The organism is Microbacterium oxydans (assembly GCF_000956405.1).
Lineage (GTDB): Bacteria > Actinomycetota > Actinomycetes > Actinomycetales > Microbacteriaceae > Microbacterium > Microbacterium oxydans_C.
Genome location: NZ_JYIV01000022.1, coordinates 77,918 through 93,561 on the forward strand (window position 1 = coordinate 77,918; position 15,644 = coordinate 93,561).

At 64.6% G+C, this 15,644-nt stretch carries 21 protein-coding genes and 1 tRNA gene; 18 read left to right on the top strand and 4 right to left on the bottom strand.

Features of this window, described 5'->3' with window-relative positions:
- The first annotated feature begins 17 nt into the window (after window positions 1-17).
- A complete protein-coding gene (locus tag RN51_RS06560; protein ID WP_156149116.1) occupies window positions 18-1,268 on the top strand; it encodes a hypothetical protein in 1,251 nt (416 codons plus the stop codon).
- Window positions 1,269-1,424: 156 nt separating this feature from the next.
- On the opposite strand, the gene RN51_RS18380 is transcribed toward RN51_RS06560, so the two are convergent.
- Window positions 1,425-1,595: a hypothetical protein gene (locus tag RN51_RS18380; protein WP_197073194.1), complete on the bottom strand. Its 171-nt coding sequence runs from the start codon at window positions 1,593-1,595 to the stop codon at window positions 1,425-1,427.
- Between the two features lie 297 nt (window positions 1,596-1,892).
- Here RN51_RS18380 and RN51_RS06565 point away from each other — a divergent pair, with 297 nt between their 5' ends.
- The 5 genes from RN51_RS06565 to RN51_RS06585 all read left to right on the top strand — a co-directional run bounded on the left by RN51_RS06565 (window position 1,893) and on the right by RN51_RS06585 (window position 4,397).
- Window positions 1,893-2,135, top strand: coding sequence for a hypothetical protein (locus RN51_RS06565; RefSeq protein ID WP_156149118.1), 243 nt, complete (start codon window positions 1,893-1,895; stop codon window positions 2,133-2,135).
- A complete protein-coding gene (locus RN51_RS06570) occupies window positions 2,132-2,527 on the top strand; it encodes a hypothetical protein (RefSeq protein ID WP_045263251.1) in 396 nt (131 codons plus the stop codon). The genes RN51_RS06565 and RN51_RS06570 overlap by 4 nt, the downstream gene beginning before the upstream one ends.
- On the top strand, window positions 2,524-2,895 hold the full coding sequence (locus RN51_RS06575; RefSeq protein WP_045263252.1) for a hypothetical protein: 372 nt from the start codon (window positions 2,524-2,526) through the stop codon (window positions 2,893-2,895). Before RN51_RS06570 ends, RN51_RS06575 begins: the two co-directional genes overlap by 4 nt.
- A gap of 100 nt (window positions 2,896-2,995) precedes the next feature.
- The gene (locus RN51_RS06580) at window positions 2,996-3,904 is read left to right on the top strand and encodes a hypothetical protein (RefSeq protein ID WP_045263253.1); all 909 of its coding nucleotides are present in this window, start codon (window positions 2,996-2,998) and stop codon (window positions 3,902-3,904) included.
- A gap of 19 nt (window positions 3,905-3,923) precedes the next feature.
- Window positions 3,924-4,397 carry a hypothetical protein gene (locus tag RN51_RS06585; RefSeq protein ID WP_045263254.1) on the top strand — a complete coding sequence of 158 codons (474 nt, stop codon included), beginning with the start codon at window positions 3,924-3,926 and terminating at the stop codon, window positions 4,395-4,397.
- 187 nt (window positions 4,398-4,584) lie between these two features.
- Here the strand turns inward: RN51_RS06585 and RN51_RS06590 are convergent, their stop codons facing one another.
- A complete protein-coding gene (locus RN51_RS06590) occupies window positions 4,585-4,992 on the bottom strand; it encodes a hypothetical protein (protein ID WP_045263255.1) in 408 nt (135 codons plus the stop codon).
- Window positions 4,993-5,157: 165 nt separating this feature from the next.
- Here RN51_RS06590 and RN51_RS06595 point away from each other — a divergent pair.
- Together RN51_RS06595 and RN51_RS06600 are read left to right on the top strand one after the other, a co-directional pair.
- Window positions 5,158-5,239, top strand: a tRNA-Leu gene (locus RN51_RS06595).
- Between the two features lie 97 nt (window positions 5,240-5,336).
- Entirely contained in the window at window positions 5,337-6,116 is a 780-nt protein-coding gene (locus RN51_RS06600; protein WP_045263256.1) for a DedA family protein, read from the top strand.
- A 10-nt stretch (window positions 6,117-6,126) separates the two neighbouring features.
- Here the strand turns inward: RN51_RS06600 and RN51_RS06605 are convergent, their stop codons facing one another.
- Window positions 6,127-6,936 (bottom strand): Ku protein, encoded by an 810-nt coding sequence (locus tag RN51_RS06605; protein ID WP_045263257.1) that lies wholly within the window; start codon window positions 6,934-6,936, stop codon window positions 6,127-6,129.
- A 57-nt stretch (window positions 6,937-6,993) separates the two neighbouring features.
- Between RN51_RS06605 and ligD the strand changes: the two genes are divergently transcribed.
- Complete coding sequence (ligD, locus tag RN51_RS06610; protein ID WP_045263258.1) at window positions 6,994-8,970, top strand: non-homologous end-joining DNA ligase; 1,977 nt, start codon at window positions 6,994-6,996, stop codon at window positions 8,968-8,970.
- Between the two features lie 27 nt (window positions 8,971-8,997).
- Here the strand turns inward: ligD and RN51_RS06615 are convergent, their stop codons facing one another.
- A complete protein-coding gene (locus RN51_RS06615; RefSeq protein WP_045263259.1) occupies window positions 8,998-9,918 on the bottom strand; it encodes a cation diffusion facilitator family transporter in 921 nt (306 codons plus the stop codon).
- A 191-nt stretch (window positions 9,919-10,109) separates the two neighbouring features.
- Between RN51_RS06615 and RN51_RS06620 the strand changes: the two genes are divergently transcribed.
- The 9 genes from RN51_RS06620 (at window position 10,110) to RN51_RS06655 (ending at window position 15,577) form a co-directional block, all read left to right on the top strand.
- Window positions 10,110-11,183: a tyrosine-type recombinase/integrase gene (locus RN51_RS06620; protein WP_045263260.1), complete on the top strand. Its 1,074-nt coding sequence runs from the start codon at window positions 10,110-10,112 to the stop codon at window positions 11,181-11,183.
- Between the two features lie 734 nt (window positions 11,184-11,917).
- On the top strand, window positions 11,918-12,550 hold the full coding sequence (locus tag RN51_RS06625; RefSeq protein ID WP_156149119.1) for a hypothetical protein: 633 nt from the start codon (window positions 11,918-11,920) through the stop codon (window positions 12,548-12,550).
- Complete coding sequence (locus RN51_RS06630; protein ID WP_045263262.1) at window positions 12,547-12,753, top strand: DUF3072 domain-containing protein; 207 nt, start codon at window positions 12,547-12,549, stop codon at window positions 12,751-12,753. The genes RN51_RS06625 and RN51_RS06630 overlap by 4 nt, the downstream gene beginning before the upstream one ends.
- A gap of 326 nt (window positions 12,754-13,079) precedes the next feature.
- A complete protein-coding gene (locus RN51_RS17950; RefSeq protein ID WP_052674621.1) occupies window positions 13,080-13,529 on the top strand; it encodes a hypothetical protein in 450 nt (149 codons plus the stop codon).
- 1 nt (window position 13,530) lies between these two features.
- Complete coding sequence (locus tag RN51_RS17955; protein ID WP_156149120.1) at window positions 13,531-13,965, top strand: hypothetical protein; 435 nt, start codon at window positions 13,531-13,533, stop codon at window positions 13,963-13,965.
- A gap of 3 nt (window positions 13,966-13,968) precedes the next feature.
- Window positions 13,969-14,118: a hypothetical protein gene (locus RN51_RS18385; RefSeq protein WP_156149121.1), complete on the top strand. Its 150-nt coding sequence runs from the start codon at window positions 13,969-13,971 to the stop codon at window positions 14,116-14,118.
- On the top strand, window positions 14,108-14,329 hold the full coding sequence (locus tag RN51_RS06645) for a hypothetical protein (protein ID WP_045263265.1): 222 nt from the start codon (window positions 14,108-14,110) through the stop codon (window positions 14,327-14,329). Before RN51_RS18385 ends, RN51_RS06645 begins: the two co-directional genes overlap by 11 nt.
- Before the next feature lie 236 nt (window positions 14,330-14,565).
- Window positions 14,566-15,150: a recombinase family protein gene (locus RN51_RS06650; RefSeq protein WP_045263266.1), complete on the top strand. Its 585-nt coding sequence runs from the start codon at window positions 14,566-14,568 to the stop codon at window positions 15,148-15,150.
- Window positions 15,143-15,577: a hypothetical protein gene (locus RN51_RS06655; protein WP_045263267.1), complete on the top strand. Its 435-nt coding sequence runs from the start codon at window positions 15,143-15,145 to the stop codon at window positions 15,575-15,577. The genes RN51_RS06650 and RN51_RS06655 overlap by 8 nt, the downstream gene beginning before the upstream one ends.
- Window positions 15,578-15,644: the final 67 nt, after the last annotated feature.

Below are 15,644 nucleotides of genomic sequence, written 5' to 3' on the forward strand. Positions count from 1 at the left end.
GGTTCAGCGGGATCGTCGTGGAGGTGATCGACCGCTACGACAAGAGGGTCAAGCTCCGGCCGTTCGACGGCGATGAACGGCTACGGAGCGCACCCTCAACGAGACGTGCAGCAATCCTCCATGATGCGCGGATCACCGACGCGACAGGCGTCACGATCACAGGCAAGGCTCGGCAAAGGGTGGTAGATCGACTAATGATCGACACCGGCAACATGCCGCCAATCTTCGACCCAACAGCTGAAGGCGCGGTGACGCGCGCCTACATTCCTGGCCTGTGGAATCATGGCACCGTACCGGCCTTCATCGGCCCGAAGGGGTGGGGCAAGACGAAGCTCCTGTTCGGGGAGCTCGCACCGTCATTGTTGATCCCGGATCGGCGGTTCCTCGGCGCGTTCGAGGCCACACAGATGACCGACGCGGAGCGTGCCCGCGACGTGTGGATGATCAATTCGGAGACACGCCCGACAGCGGTGCACGAGGAACTGATCGCAGGTGGGTTGAGCTTCTCCACCCGCGCGGGCGTTCCGTGCTACGTCGGCCCCTTCGGACTCGATGCAGGTGTTCTCATCGTGGAGCACCTGCCAGCGAGCGGCGGCGCAACGCTGTTCGATCTGACCGACCCGGCGAAGGCGGGCTGGTGGGAAGAGCGTCTGATTCGCTTCACCGGCACGCACGAGCCGCCCCTCGTCGTCGTTGCTGACGGTGTCTCCGCCATGCTGGGCAACGACACGAACCGCTACGGCGCGTTCACGTCGGCGTTCCGAAGGCTCTTGCAGGAGGCGGGTATCCCGAACGGGTTGGGCGTGCTGCACTCTCCGATGGATCCGAGGGTCAACACTCCCATGAACGGCCTCGAAAGCATGGGCGAGTGGGACGGAATGTGGATCGCGCGTGCGGATCGGTTCCCGATCTTCCCGACGACTCCGCGCCACTTCCTCACCCTGCCGCGGCTGGGTGACCCGATCGTCTCCGACGCCCGAGTGAGCCTGGGAGACGATGGCAGGCTCACGCTGGGCGCGGCGTCCGAGGGGAAGGCGGTAGCGCCGGTGGCCCCCGTCGATTCCGAGCGCGACCGGCTGTTGCGGAAGCTCTCGGACGCTGGCGGCTGGGCGTGGACGAAGACCCTGTGCGGGACAGGTGACGCCTACACGAGCGGATCGAAACTCCTCAAGGTGCTGAGGGCTGAGGGCGTGGTCGAGTCACGAGAACATCAGGAGGGCAAGATCCGAGGCGTTCAGTGGCGTCTGCCTGAATCCGACGAGGACTGACCCTCGGAGTTCGTAGCTGGATCGATCGTGCCACGCGCGAGAGGGCTTCGGGTGTTCGGGTTCTCTTAGAAGCTCTGGGGGTGCGAAGCTCCCCCTTCTAAGAAACCCGAAACCCGAAACCCGTCGCCGTGAAGCGTCCAGACGAGTTCAGGTCAATCAGCTGGCGATCAGCGGCGGGAAGTCCTGCATGTGCCGATCGAAGGCGGCGAACCGGAGCTTCGGATCGGTGACCCGATCCACGGCAGCGAGCGAGCGCGCGGCCAGGGTCGGTCGTGACGTGTCGAGCGACATCGACATTGTGCGGGAGGTCATGCTCATCGTGCTCATCGTGGGTCTCCATCCCCTCGAACGTGCGTGTGGTCAGACCACAAGAGTACCTCGTACCCCCAGGGAGTATCACGGAAAAACCTGCTGTAGTACGCTGGCGTCTAGAGGGCATGATGCCTCAGCCCTCGAAGACGCTCGTCTGGCAGCAGGGCCGGAGCCTGATTGACAGGCCCGCCGATGCCCACGAACGCAACATCCTCCCACCCCTCCAAGCCCGCGTCCGCGCCGTCCGCTCGCGGCGTTGACGCGTCGGTCGTCTCGGTAAGGCATCCCGGGCGGCCCCAGCCCGCCGCGCGCGTGGAAACGGGACTGCACGCGCGCGGCGGGCATCCTCGACCAGAGCCGACGCCCGAGCAGGTGCGCCACGGCATCCGCCGCACGGCCCTGGTTCCTGCGATCATCACCGTGCCGTGCCCGGTCCACGATGCCGCGGTCGGAGAGCCCTGCTACCGCCTCGGTGAAGGCGGCGCACGCGGCGTCTGCGGTGACCGCATCGAGTTCTGCGCTGAGCGCGTCAAGGCGAGGATCGCGCAGCGATGAGCACGCCCGCGGACCTCCGCGCACGTCTGGTGAGCAGCCAGCAGGCCGCGAGCGCCGTACCGATCATCGGCCTCCTCGGAACTCCGCCTGCCGGTACGCCAGTCGGATATTCAGCATGGGCGGTCGGGTCACTCTTTGGTGACCGGCACATCGTGATCATGCCGACCCTGGACGACAACGCGCCCGCCGTCGTTCTGGATCGCGTCGTCGCCCGCGTCCTTGCGACCGCCACCGGGTGCTGCCCGCTTTGCGGACGCGCTGCGGGCGTGGACGTACTGACGCCCGGAGTCGTTGACGTGCGCCACGACGAGGGGTGCCCCGCGACCTTCGGGCCCGAGGACTCCCGCTGGTTCCCGGCCCTACACACGAGTCACGAGGAGGACGACCGATGACCAGGAAGTACGCGCCGCGGCTCATCCCGGCGTCACACCACGTCACCCAGAGCGCCGAGCGATACCGCGAGATGCAGCGACCGGACCCCGCCCCCGAGAGCACGCCCGCGCCGGCCGCGTGGGAGCAGAAGCCCGAGCCCGAGGTGGCGCCGATTCCGAAGTACGGTCGCGTGCCCCGAGGGCTGCAGCCGCCCGCGCCGCCGCAGAAGTCGGCGGTGCTCGGCATGTTCGACCAAGCGCTGCAGAGCACGTCTGACCCCCAGGTGAAGCGACGCCTCCGCGCTGCTCAACGTGAGATGAGCGCGCAGATCGCGCGTGAGATCGCGGAACTCCCGCCGGGTGCTGACCCCAGCGCCTACGGCTACTGAACTTCGAGCGATAGGACCGATCATGACCACTACCATCGAACGCTCTCCCTGGACGTCTTTCCCCTCGGGGACTCTTCCCTGTGCAAGCTGCGGCGTCGCCGTGAGCGCCAATTCCGAGACGGAGGTCGAAGTCCTCCAGGTGTTCGGCCGGACCCGGTACGAGGGATACGCACCTCCGCGCCACGACCTGCACGTGACGCGCTGCGATGAGTGCCGACTGATCCGTCACAGCGCCGTCGACCTCCTCGGGGCTCACCCTGCGGTGCGCCAGCGGATCGGCGCGGCCGAGATCGCCGTTCACCGCCTCGAGTCCGCGCTATGCGCCCTCGACGCGTTGGGCACCACCGACGCCAAGACGATCGACCTTCTCACCACGACCGGCGCGGATCTGCTCCGCCTCATGGACGCGCTCACCGCGCCTGGCGTCCACGCTCGGTGGGCGGCGCTCGTGCGTGATGCGGACTTCGCCAACGCGCCCTCGACGCCCGCCTCACGCGCTCGCTGGTCGCACATCTCCCCTGAACAGCGCCGGGAGCTCCGGAACACGGCAGCGGGGCTCCTGGCGCGCCGCATCGAGAAGCCCGTGGACGTGCAGTGCGTCGACTACGACGGCAAGCCCTCGGGATGTCTTCTCTGCGGCGTCGGCGCAGTCCAGGCGCTCCGAGAGGACGCCGACAGCGTCTGGACGTTGATGTCCGCGGACTCTGCGAGCATCGGCGGCCCCGGTCGGGCCGACTCTCTCGACGGCGTGGTGTGCCCTCGGTGCGACCACGCTATCGACCAGGCGCACGGCGTCGGCATCTCCGCGATGACGCTCAGCGTGCGATCGTTCCTCGCTGTGCCGTCACACCTGCGATCGCTGAACAACATCGACGGCCTGATCGGCTGGGCCGCGCTGCCCGCTGGCACCACGCCGAACCGCGAGCCGTGGGGTCACCTCGACCTCGGAGAGCTTCGGGAAGCCGCGGAGGCGCTCATCGGGCGCGCTCTGGCCGCAGCTTCGGGCTAGAGCCGGATAGCATGCGGTCATGCTCGCCAAGCGCTCACTCATCATTCTCGGCACCATCGGGACCATCGTCGCGCTCGCCGGTTGTTCTCCGGCAACGCCTGACCAGGCGTCATCTGCCTGCGATTCGGCATTCGAGGCCGCCAGTGCGGCGATGAACGAGCACTACGCGACACACCCACTCTTCGGCGCAGAGTACGACGCTCTGTACGCCGACGGAGCGATCGACGAGAACGAGCAGCCGCAGCTTGACGCCATGATTGCGGACGAGCAAACGAAGTTCGCAGCACTCGTTGATCCCGTGTACGACTCGTGCTCCAGCGTGGAAGACCTCTATGCCGGAGCATTTGCGCATCGTGAGGATGCGGACTGGGCACTGCTCGACGTTGAGTCGATGAGCCGCGAAGAGATCAAGAAGGGGTTCATCGTCAGTTACTGCTACGGCAACGAGGCCAGGCCAGCATGCGCCGACTTCGTCGCCGACGACTGGCGATAGCCCGCGTAGCACTCGACCCACCCCAATCCTCACGGCCCCGGAGACCTCCCCTCATCCGGGGCCGTGATGCATCTGTGCCACGGCACCTGCAAGACCGCGAGCGAGGCGCTGGTGACGTGTGACAGGCAAGAGGCTCCAGGGCTCGTCGGAACGGGGAAGATCCGAAAAATCCCTGGTCAGAAATATGTCAAAATTTTGGTTTTGAGATGTCGACCCGCCGCCCCGTGGACTGCAGCATCCTCTCGACGAGGTCGCGCACCGATGCCTCGTCGAGCCGAAGACCGGTCCGCTCGGCCGCACCCTCCCGCGCGACGTGCACGTACCCGGCGCCGTTGAGCCAGATCTCCTCGATCTCCGGATCGTCGAGCAGCGGCTGCAGCGCGCCGAATCCGCTGAGCGATGCGAGGACCTCTCGCACACACGCCGCTTCATCCTCGATCAGGGCCTCGCCGCGGGCGAGCGCGAGATCGTCGTGACGGCGGACCTCCGCGTGAGCGATGCGCCACGCGGCTTCCGGATCGACGGCGGGGTCGACGCCCTCGGCACGCAGACGCGACCGTACGCGCTCGGCGACAAGGGCGGACGGACGACTCACTCAGGCATCCTCGCAACATTCCACGCTCGGCCTCCGAAGTTATCCACAAGCCGACCTGGAGCCTCATCCCACGACGCAGAATCCGAGCCCAGTCTCCCCCCCCCCCCGACTGCGGGCGGATCCCCAGACACGCCGTTTCTGCGATCAGTAGACTGTTCCCACCGCGCGGGAGTGGTGGAATTGGCAGACACGCAGGATTTAGGTTCCTGTGCCCCAGGGCGTGTGGGTTCAAGTCCCACCTTCCGCACGAGAGACGACGGCAGCCTTCTCAGGTCGCCACGACATCGCTCTGTTTCACCGCCGACCACTTCACGACCGACGGGACTCCCCCAGTGCTGGAAACCATGCTGCACGCACCGACCGCTCTCATCCCCTGGCTCGACCCCGCCACGATCATCGGCACCGCCGGTCCGTGGGCTCTGCTCGTGGTGTGCTTCATCGTCTTCGCGGAGACCGGTCTGCTCGTCGGATTCCTGCTCCCCGGGGACACGCTCCTCGTGATCGCCGGCCTTCTCTCGCACCCGATCGCGGGTTCCGAGCACGGTGTCTTCGGCATCAACGTCTGGTGGGTGGCCCTGCTCATCGGCCTTGCAGCCTTCGTCGGCGGCGAGGTCGGCTACGTGATCGGACACAAGGGCGGACCTGCCGTGTTCGAGCGCAAGGAGTCCGGGCTCTTCAGCAAGAAGAACGTCGAGCGCACCAATGCGTTCTTCGAGCGCTTCGGCGGTATCACGGTGATCCTCGCTCGCTTCGTGCCGATCGTGCGCACCTTCGCCCCGGTCGCGGCCGGTGTCGGGCACATGCCGTGGCGCAAGTACACGCTCTACAACCTGATCGGCGCGGTGCTGTGGGGCTTCGGGCTCACCATGTTCGGCTACCTCATCGGGTTCATCCCCCCGATCGCCGAGTTCGTGGAGAGCTACATCGACCTCATCCTTCTCGCTGCCGTCGGCGGCACGGCACTGGTGACGCTGTGGCACTACCTGTCGGAGCGCCACAAGGCGAAGAAGGCCGCCGCGGCCGGAGAAGACGTCGTCACCGACGCTGAGGAGGCGCAGCACCTCGTGCTCGACGCCGACGTGTTCGACCGCGCCCCCGACCTGGACGGCGACGGCAAGCACTGACCGCAGCAGGTCAGCCCGCGTTCTTGGCGCGCTCCTCCTTCGAGCGTGCGACACTCGCGCGCAGCGCCTCCATGAGGTCGATGACCTCACCACCCTCGGCTGCCTTCTCGGCCTCGCCGAAGGTCTCCGCGACGTCGAACGTCTCGCCCGCCTCGATCTTCGCGTCGATGAGTGTGCGGAGCTCCTTCTGGTACTCGTCGACGAACTCCTCGGGGTCGAAGTCCGCCGAGTAACTGTCCACGAGCGACGCCGAGAGCTCCAGCTCCTTCTTCGAGATCCGCACGTCCTCGTCCAGCGCGGGGAACGCGGCTTCACGCACTTCATCGGCCCAGAGCAGTGTCTGCAGGACGAGAACCTTCCCCCGTACACGGAGCGCGGCGAGCCGCGTCTTCTGCCGGAGGGTGAACCGCACGATCGCCGTGCGGTCGGTCTGCTCGAGCGTCTTGCGCAGGAGGACGTACGCCTTCGGCGACTTGGAATCGGGTTCGAGGTAGTAGGGCTTGTCGAGCGTGAGCAGATCGACCTGGTCGGAGGGCACGAACTCCACGACGTCGATCTCCCTGCTCTTCTCGGCGGGGAGCGCGGCGAGGTCGTCCTTCGTGAGCACGACGGTCTGGCCTTCCTCGACGTACGCGCGGTCGATGTCGGCGTAGGCGACGGTCTCTCCGCAGACCTCGCAGGTGCGCTGGTAGCGGATGCGTCCGCCGTCCTTGTCATGCACCTGATGCAGCGGCACGTCGTGGTCCTCGGTCGCGGAGTACACCTTGACCGGGACGTTCACGAGCCCGAACGTCAGTGCGCCCTTCCAGATGGTCCTCATCCCACCAGTAGACACCAGCCACAGCCGTCACGACCAGCCCTTGACTACGCTGGCTCCATGGTGGGAGAGGCGCAGGTCGTGCAGGTGGACGGCCGACGGCTGCGCGTGACGAACCTCGACAAGGTCGTGTACCCGGAGACCGGCACCACCAAGGGCGAGGTCATCGCGTACTACACGGCGATCGCACCACTGCTCCTCCCGCTCCTCGCCGGCCGCCCCGTCACTCGCAAACGATGGGTGGAGGGCGTGGGGACAGCTCAGTCACCGGCCGACGCGTTCTTCACGAAGCAGCTCGAGCCGGGAGCACCATCGTGGATCCCGCGGCAGGCGATCCAGCACTCGGACGGGCCCAAGGAGTATCCGCTCGTCGAAGACGTCCCCACCCTCGTCTGGCTCGCGCAGGTCGCCGCGATCGAGCTGCACGTGCCGCAGTGGCGGTTCTCTTCCGAAGGCCTTCCTGGAAACCCGGATCGGCTCGTCCTCGACCTCGACCCCGGTGAGGGAGTCGGGCTACCGCAGTGTGCCGAGGTCGCCCGCATCGCCCGCGGAATCCTGTCGGACATGGGCCTCGACCCTCTGCCGGTCACCAGTGGCAGCAAGGGCATCCACCTCTATGCCTCGCTCCCCGGCGAGCAGACGAGCGACGAGGTCTCCGCCGTCGTGAAGGAGCTCGCCCGCATGATCGAGAACGACCACCCCGATCTTGCGACCAGCGTCATGGCGAAGGCGGTCAGGGGTGGCAAGGTGTTCCTCGACTGGAGTCAGAACAACGGCAAGAAGACCACCATCTCCCCCTACTCGCTCCGCGGTCGTGCGCGGCCGTGGGTCGCCGCTCCCCGCACCTGGGACGAGCTCGCCGATCCGCATCTCGCCCAGCTCGACCTCGACGAGGTGCTCGAGCGCGCCGCCGCGGGAGTCGATCCGCTCGCCACGCTCCGCCCGTCCGTGACGGCTCCGCTGCCGCAACCCGCGAAGTCCCGGAGCTCCCATCGATATCCCCGGAGCTCAGCCGCACCCGCCACCCCACCGTCCGCAGCATCGATGGCGCCGATGCTCGCCGAGAACGGGACCCCCGGAACGGCCCGCGCGCTGAGCGATCCCTCTTGGGTCGAGGTCAAGTGGGACGGCATCCGCGCGGTGGGCACCTGGTCGGACGGACGGATGCTCCTGCACGCGCGTCGAGGCACCGACATCACCGCCCGCTACCCCGAGCTCACCGCCGACGGCGCCCCCTTCCTCCCGGTGAAGGACGCGGTGGTCGATGGGGAGATCGTGGCGTTCGACGCCCACAGCCGACCGAGCTTCTCACTCCTGCAGAATCGGATGCACCTCACCCGCCCCCGCGAGATCGAGCGCGAGGTGATCCGCACCCCCATCGTCTACATGCTGTTCGACCTGCTCCGCCTGGACGGACACGACCTCACGGGCCTGCCGCTGCGCGAGCGACGGACACTTCTCGAGGACGTGATCACCGGGCTCGAGGCGCCCGTCCAGGTCCCACCCGTGTTCGATGACGTCGACGCAGCACTCGCCGCGAGCAGGGAGTTCGGCCTCGAGGGCGTCGTCGTCAAGGACCCGCAGTCGCGCTACCGCCCTGGACAGCGCTCCCCCTCGTGGCTGAAGCTCAAGCACACCAGGATGCAGGAAGCCGTGATCGTGGGCATCCGACCGGGCAAGGGCGACAGGGAGAGCACGCTCGGGTCGCTGCTTCTCGCCGTTCCAGACACCTCGTCGGGACGGAGGCGGCTCCGCTACGTCGGTCGTGTGGGTACCGGGTTCACCGATCGGATCCTGCGCGACCTCCTCGCACGCCTCACCCCTCTTCGCGTGGACGCTGCCCCGCTCGACGGCGTTCCCGCCCCCGACGCCTCCGACGCGCTCTGGGTGCGCCCGGAAGTCGTCGGCGAGGTCGAGTTCGCGAACTGGACGCCGGACGGGGTGCTCCGCCATGCCCGGTGGCGAGGCATCCGACCGGACAAGAGTCCTCTCGAGATCACGGTCGAGGGTCCCGTCGAGCCCCCCGTCGACGCCTGAGTCCTGAGCCGGGGCCGCGCCGACGGATCAGGCGTGGTGCGGTTCGCAGTCCGACTGCTCTGCCGGCTCGATCTGGAAGGTCGAGTGCTCGACGTCGAAGTGATCGGCGAGACACGCCTGCATCTCGGTGAGCAGCTGTGAGGAGCGCCCGTCGGCGAAGAGCGCAGGCTCCACGCTGACGTGAGCGGTGAACACCGGCGCGCCGCGGGTCAGCTGCCAGACGTGCACGTCGTGCACACCGACGACGCCGTCGTATCCGAGCAGATGGGTGCGGATCTCGCTCACCGCCGTGCCCTTCGGAGCCGACTCGGCGAGCACGGAGAACACCTCCCGAAGCAGCGCGATGGCCCGCGGGATGATCATCGCCGCGATGAAGAGGGAGGCGATCGCGTCTGCGGGCATCCACCCGGTGAGCAGGATGACGACGGCGGCCACGATCACTGCAGCCGACCCGATGAGATCTCCCATCACCTCGAGATAGGCGCCCCGCACGTTGATGCTGGTGCGCTGCGCACGGCTCAGCAGCCACATCGACACGGCGTTCGCCAGGAGACCCACGATCGCGACGACCAGCATGAGTCCGCCGGCGACCTCGACCTCTCCCGGATCGATGAGACGTCCGATGCCCTCGACCGCGACCCAGGTCGCGAGGGCGATCAGGATGATCGCGTTGATCAGCGCGCCGAAGACCTCGGCCCGCTGATAGCCGAAGGTGCGCCTGTCATCCGCGGGGCGCGCGGCGACGGTCGCGGCGATCAGGGCGATGACGAGGCCCGACGCATCCGTGAACATGTGCGCGGCGTCTGCGAGCAGCGCGAGCGATCCGGAGAGCAGCGCACCGACGACCTGCACGACCATCACCGTCGCCGTGAGGGACAGAGAGATCGCGAGCAGGCGTCTGCTGCTGGCCGAACGGATGCCGCCGGGCGCGGGTGCGTGATCGTGCATGCCACCAGGCTAGACCGGGAAACCGCCACGGACGGCGGGTTGCGGCTAGTCGGGAAGGGTAACGAGAACCAGTCTCAGCAGTAGGCAGTAAGGCCACAGAGCGGCTATGGGCGCACGTGCCCAAACCGGCTGTGACTGGCGCTTTAAAAACGGCTTCCTCGTGCGTACACATACACGAAGGGAGTCACCAAATGGAGACAGCACGACAGCTTCCGTCAGGGAAGTGGCAGGGCCGGTTCACGGGACCGGATGGCAAGAGGTGTACAGCAGGAACCCACGACAGCAAGCGGAAAGCCGAGAAGGCCGTCGCTCTGAAGCTCGCTGAGGTCACGAAGAAGCGGAGCGAGCAGGAGGCGAAGACGGAAACCAGGTTCGACGTGTTCGCAGAGACTTGGCTCTACTCACGTCGGCCCGGCGAGCCGGACGGATACTCCCCCGGTGGCTACTACAAGCAACAGAAGCGACTCGCCATCCTCATCAAGACCTTTGGTCAACAGCACGTCGAGGACATCACTGCCGCCCAAGTCCGCGCATGGTGGAACGGTTACAGCCACGCTCCGTGCGCTCGTCGTGACATCTATGGCTTGCTGAAGCAGATCATGGCGGTGGCGCTGGACGACGAGCTGATCAGCCGCTCCCCCTGCCGGATCAAAGGGGCATCCAAGGCGATGGCAAAGCCGCGTCCTACGTTCACGGAATCCGACATCGCCAGTCTGTACTTTGCGACGGAGAGCGCCCAGGATCGGGCACTTCTGACGCTTCTGAGTGGTACAGCCATGCGCATTGGAGAGGCTGTCGCGCTTGACTGGGAGGACATCAGCTTCTTCGACCGCAAGGCCAATGTCGAACGCCACCTGACGCCGTGGGGGATGCGTTCGGGAACGAAGACCGGTGAGAACGAAGCACGTGTGCTTGCCCTGCCCACGTGGCTTACCGATGAACTTGAGAATCTCTACCGTGCGTCCGAAGGGACAGGACCGATCTTTAGGAACCAGCGTGGAGGGCGCTTGTCGGTTGACAGCGCCGAACGCATGTTCCGCAAGCTCCGCGAAAGGGCGCACCTCTCGGCGATGCACTTGCACGATATCCGGCATGTGAGCCTGACGACATACGCCAGACAGCCCGGAGTCACGCTGAAGGACATCATGGCGCGTGGCGGTCACAAGTCAACGAAGGTTGCGATGGGATACCAGCACACGGATACCGAACGTGATGAGGCGATGGTCGCTTCGCTTCCCAATCCCATGGCTAGGAAGCCGAGTTAGTCGGAACGCACACCCAGAGCGGCATAGATGGCGCACGTGTGCGGGAACGCTAGGGCATACGTCGATGTAGCACCGTCCGCCCAAATAACGATCCGCCGAACGAGCGACGGTAATAGGTGTGGATACTCACACAGCACTCTCAGCCATCCGTGCCCTCGATGCTCTCCCCGAGGGGCGACGGCGGTACCTCTGCACTGCCGCCGCTACCGCTCGCACCGATGCTGACAGCGCTCGCATCGTGTTGGAGGCGCGACATGAAGAGCGCAGCGTACGCACGAACTTCGAGCGCGATCTGAGGGCCGAGTATGACAGTCGGCGAGCATGGGCATCCAGGAACCCGGAGAAGCCCGTAGAGACCCCTCAGAAGCCGTCTCAGCGGATGGTACGTACGGACGACACGACACCGGAGCACAGACCTGTGACTGTCCGTTTCGTGGAGCCTACGAAGACCGACAAGGCACCGAGAACTAGGCCCGAGGGCATTGGCAAGAACCATGTGTACGACGGCCCCGTTCCGGCACAAGCCGAGAAGTACTCAGCCAGGACGCACGGGATTGTCAGCACGTATAACGCCGGATGCCGATGCGATGCGTGCAGTGAAGCGTCAAAGCGCCACGGGCGCGAATACCGGGCGCGCAAGAAGCAGGCCGTTTCTGGAAAATCCGACTAGTCGCACGTATACATAGAACGACCCCGCCAGCCGGGAAGCATAGCGGGGTCGAATGGGAGTTGATATGACAATTCTACAGGATTCCTCTGCACATGAGGCTTACATTCATGATTCGTCTCTTGGTGTGCAACAACTAACACTAACCATAAGAGAAGAGGATGAGGCATGGGAGAAACTAGCCGAGCAGGTCAAACATGGCCGACGGCGGAGCGCCAACTTCACAACTCAACCTCTGAAGTATGACCCCAACCTGACATTGGCTCAGAACTACTTCAGAATCCTGTTTCAGAAACTCATCAAGGCAGGAATGCGTGCATTGGGTCAGGGATGCACAAACGAGTACCTGAAGTACCACTTGTGGGGAGATGTCTACCAGGATGCTCAGCGAGAGGTGATGGCCGAGTGCGGGGTCACCGGGTACACCGGCGACTACCTCTCATCGGAAGCCCTGTACCAGTGCACGCGCGCCGCAGAGAAGTGCATCGAGAACTTCAACGCCGAGACCTACCAGCAGAAGCAGGAACACGGGCGCAAGGGTGGGCAGGCGTACTCCACGTACACCATGGAGGACTTTCTAGAAACTCAAGGGATGACAGCGAAGCAAGCCGCCGAGCACTTGGGGATCAAGGTGAGGAACGTCCACAACATGCGCAAGCGCTACAAGAACATCAACATGGAGATAGGCGAGGTCACATGACCGAGAACACATGGCCAGCGACGGCGAAGCAGAGAGCCTACGGGATGGCGCTTGAAGACCAGCTAAGCGAACAGGAATCGTCGTGGCACACGATGACCGTCACCGAGGCATCCATGCGAATCGATGAGTTGGTGACGTTGAAGAGCTTCAGGCAGATCGTAGAACCCCTCTCAGAAGCTACAGAAGGCACTGAGAGCGCCTAGCGCCCCATTCCTGGCACCTGGATATCAGCGCGACAATTCTAGGCCCGCATATCACGTCGGCCATTTCTAGATAATGCCCACCAATGATTTCTCATAAAGTTTCGAGATTTCTCGGTAGTTGAGACCCGGTGAGAGCGATAGTAGTAATTGAGAGAATGCAGGCGTCGATCACGCGGTAGTTCATTGAGACTCCTTTAGGCCGCGTGCTGGTCGAAAACAGGGATTCCTGCATTCTCCCTAGATTTCAAGGGAATGCAGATATGGTACGAACGGGAAGACCCTCCACCGTGGAGACACACCCCGCTAGAGCGCGCATCGAAGCCGCGTTGGACAGCGGTGAGACTTACGAGTCGATTCGCTCCTGGACAGGGCTGTCCGTCAGTGCCTTGAGCCGCTTTGCAATCTCTCGAAAGTCCGATCTAGCGAAGCTGGCAGAAGAGGAACCCAGCACTACTGACGTGATCGTACGTGCCGTCCAGATCGCGGATGATGCCCGCGACCTTCGCCAGCGCTCCCGCCATGCCACGCCGGTAGCGCGAGCCAGGGCGATCAAAGTAGAGAGCGAAGCGCTGTCCGTGCTAATCAACCACCTGGGCATCGATGACACTGCCGCCGAACGCGCATTCGAGCAAAGCATGGAACTCGTGAATGCTCTAGCGGAGTTCGCCGCATATGACCCTGAGGGCACCCGCTCCCTCCTCCGAACCCTGAGAGCACACCCGGTGCTCTCCGACCTCGCAGACGCCCTGAAAAAGCGTCTGCCGATTGGAGCCTGACGTGGCTACTTCTCGATTCCCGTTCACCGCACACGCCCGAAGTTCCGGCTTCGTGATCCCAGGTGTGCCATCCGCTGTGGGTGGCACTGCTACGGGCAGAGTCCTGAAAGCTGGCGAAGAGTTCGAGGTCACTGCCGAGCTTTACGCCGAGACCATCGACCGTAATGGGGATTCCTGGATCGACCTCGACGCCAACGCCCAAACCAAGCGCTGGGGCAAAGTCCTCTGGGCTGAGGGTCCAGCCCCTGATGGGATGGGTATCGGCCAGGACGACGAAGGTCACAGGTACAGGGAAGCGCTGAAGGCGAGAGAGTACGCACAGCGCATCTCTGACCCAATGGATAGGGCGCTTGCACTCAAGCAGATGCAGGTCGAGTACGGCGACGCGCTCAACCCCATCGCCCAGGGCGCACAGCACATCCCAGCGGTTGGCTGAACCATGGCCCTCACGGACGATGCACTCTCTGCCCTCGTGGGGGTAGTGGGCGACATCCACGCCGGAAAGATCGCCGCATCAGAAAGCGACATCGAACTACTCGTGTGGACCCTCGAAGTCCTCGCCACCCTTGGAGATGAAAATGAACGATGACAACACATATCTACGTGCCGTGATCGCGTCGAACCGCGATGCCGAGCGCGCCGCCATCGAAGAGAAGAAGAACTTCACAGAGTGGACGGAAGCCGACATCGCGAAGGCCCTCGATCCCCACAACGCGGAAGCGCGCCGTCTGACCTCCGCACCGACTCAGAATCCTGAAGTCGAGAGGCTGGCCGGTCTGCTCGGTGACATCCTGAAGTAACAAAGTCTTCTGGGCGTGGTTTAGTCGGCACGCTCAGAACCGTCATCCGTGTCAGGCCGGATGACCTCCCAACAGCCCGCCATCGTCTAGATCCCGGTGGCGGGCTGTCTCATTTCGCATGGTTCGTGAGACGGTCGAGACATTGGCTGAGAATGCCTCAGGAGAGCGAGCAAATGCGGTACTTGAGATGCGCTCAGCTATTGCGTAACAGACTCAGTCGGTGATACGCTCGCGCCATGGGCACCGAAGAGAGCACGACTACCGGCTATGTCTGGGGCTACCGTCGCGTGTCTAGCGTGGCGCAGTCCTACGAGCGCCAGACGAAAGCGCTCCTCGATCACGGCATCCCTGAGAAGCGAATCTATGAGGACAAGCTCAGCGGCAAGACGATGGACCGCCCAGGCCTGAATGCACTCCTCGCAGTTGCCCGCCCTGGGGATACTGTCGTCGTCTCATCGCTGGACAGGCTGGGAAGAACTGTCCTGGGTACCCTCCAGACGTTCGAGGAACTGGAAGAGGCCGGTATTCACGTCAAGAGCCTGAAAGCTGGCGAGGATTTTGAGGGCATTACAGGAAAGCTCCTCCGGAACATCATGCTCAGCATCGCTGAGTGGGAGCGTGAAAACACTAGGGAGCGAGCCGCAGAAGGCCGCGCCGCACTTGCCGCGAAGGGTGAGCGAAAGCCCCGACCTAAGACGGCGCTCAAGCCCGAGAAGGTGGCCGCTGTGAAGGCACTCCGCGCGCAGGCGTGGACCATCGATCGAATTGTCAAGAAAGAGCAGATCAGCCGAGCGAGTGTGTACAGGGCGCTCGATGCTTGACCTCGACTGGACGAAAATCGGCACAGCCGCTCTCGATTGGGTGCCGTGGCTCATCGCGATTCTCGGGGCCGCGCTTGGTGTACTCGGGTACAGGCGTGCCCGTCGCGCCGAGAAGCGCGAGACAGCCGGTTACAACGCCCCACCCTGGGGTGATGCGGTTCACGACAGCGGGGACCTGTTCACGATTAAGAATGCCTCCACACGGGATGTCGTGGTGACTCAGGTGATCGCCGAACCCGCAGAGAAGCAGAACCTCCTAGAGTTCCGGCACGGCTTCCCTCACACGATCTACGCCGGGGACTCTCTTGGGATACTCGCGCGAGCGCGTTACTCCCTCAGCCGTCCAGGCGTGATCCTCGAATGGCACTTTGCCGACGATGACACGGCGCGCCGGAACCGGCGCATCCTGCCAGCGCCCCCGAGCTAGCTAGCTAGCTCGTAGCCGAATACTGACGTAGAGTGGTGTAATACACCCACACCAGGTGTACTGACAG

What these genes read in the sequence shown, in the direction of transcription:
- RN51_RS06605 (WP_045263257.1), bottom strand. Translation starts at nt 6,936, where the DNA reads ATGAGGACCATCTGGAAGGGCGCACTGACGTTCGGGCTCGTGAACGTC.
- RN51_RS06630 (WP_045263262.1), top strand. Translation starts at nt 12,547, where the DNA reads ATGACCGAGAACACATGGCCAGCGACGGCGAAGCAGAGAGCCTACGGG.
- RN51_RS06570 (WP_045263251.1), top strand. Translation starts at nt 2,132, where the DNA reads ATGAGCACGCCCGCGGACCTCCGCGCACGTCTGGTGAGCAGCCAGCAG.
- ligD (WP_045263258.1), top strand. Translation starts at nt 6,994, where the DNA reads ATGGTGGGAGAGGCGCAGGTCGTGCAGGTGGACGGCCGACGGCTGCGC.
- RN51_RS18385 (WP_156149121.1), top strand. Translation starts at nt 13,969, where the DNA reads ATGGCCCTCACGGACGATGCACTCTCTGCCCTCGTGGGGGTAGTGGGC.
- RN51_RS06615 (WP_045263259.1), bottom strand. Translation starts at nt 9,918, where the DNA reads ATGCACGATCACGCACCCGCGCCCGGCGGCATCCGTTCGGCCAGCAGC.
- RN51_RS06645 (WP_045263265.1), top strand. Translation starts at nt 14,108, where the DNA reads ATGAACGATGACAACACATATCTACGTGCCGTGATCGCGTCGAACCGC.
- RN51_RS06620 (WP_045263260.1), top strand. Translation starts at nt 10,110, where the DNA reads ATGGAGACAGCACGACAGCTTCCGTCAGGGAAGTGGCAGGGCCGGTTC.
- RN51_RS06650 (WP_045263266.1), top strand. Translation starts at nt 14,566, where the DNA reads ATGGGCACCGAAGAGAGCACGACTACCGGCTATGTCTGGGGCTACCGT.
- RN51_RS06585 (WP_045263254.1), top strand. Translation starts at nt 3,924, where the DNA reads ATGCTCGCCAAGCGCTCACTCATCATTCTCGGCACCATCGGGACCATC.
- RN51_RS18380 (WP_197073194.1), bottom strand. Translation starts at nt 1,595, where the DNA reads ATGAGCACGATGAGCATGACCTCCCGCACAATGTCGATGTCGCTCGAC.
- RN51_RS06625 (WP_156149119.1), top strand. Translation starts at nt 11,918, where the DNA reads ATGACAATTCTACAGGATTCCTCTGCACATGAGGCTTACATTCATGAT.
- RN51_RS06655 (WP_045263267.1), top strand. Translation starts at nt 15,143, where the DNA reads ATGCTTGACCTCGACTGGACGAAAATCGGCACAGCCGCTCTCGATTGG.
- RN51_RS06600 (WP_045263256.1), top strand. Translation starts at nt 5,337, where the DNA reads ATGCTGCACGCACCGACCGCTCTCATCCCCTGGCTCGACCCCGCCACG.
- RN51_RS06575 (WP_045263252.1), top strand. Translation starts at nt 2,524, where the DNA reads ATGACCAGGAAGTACGCGCCGCGGCTCATCCCGGCGTCACACCACGTC.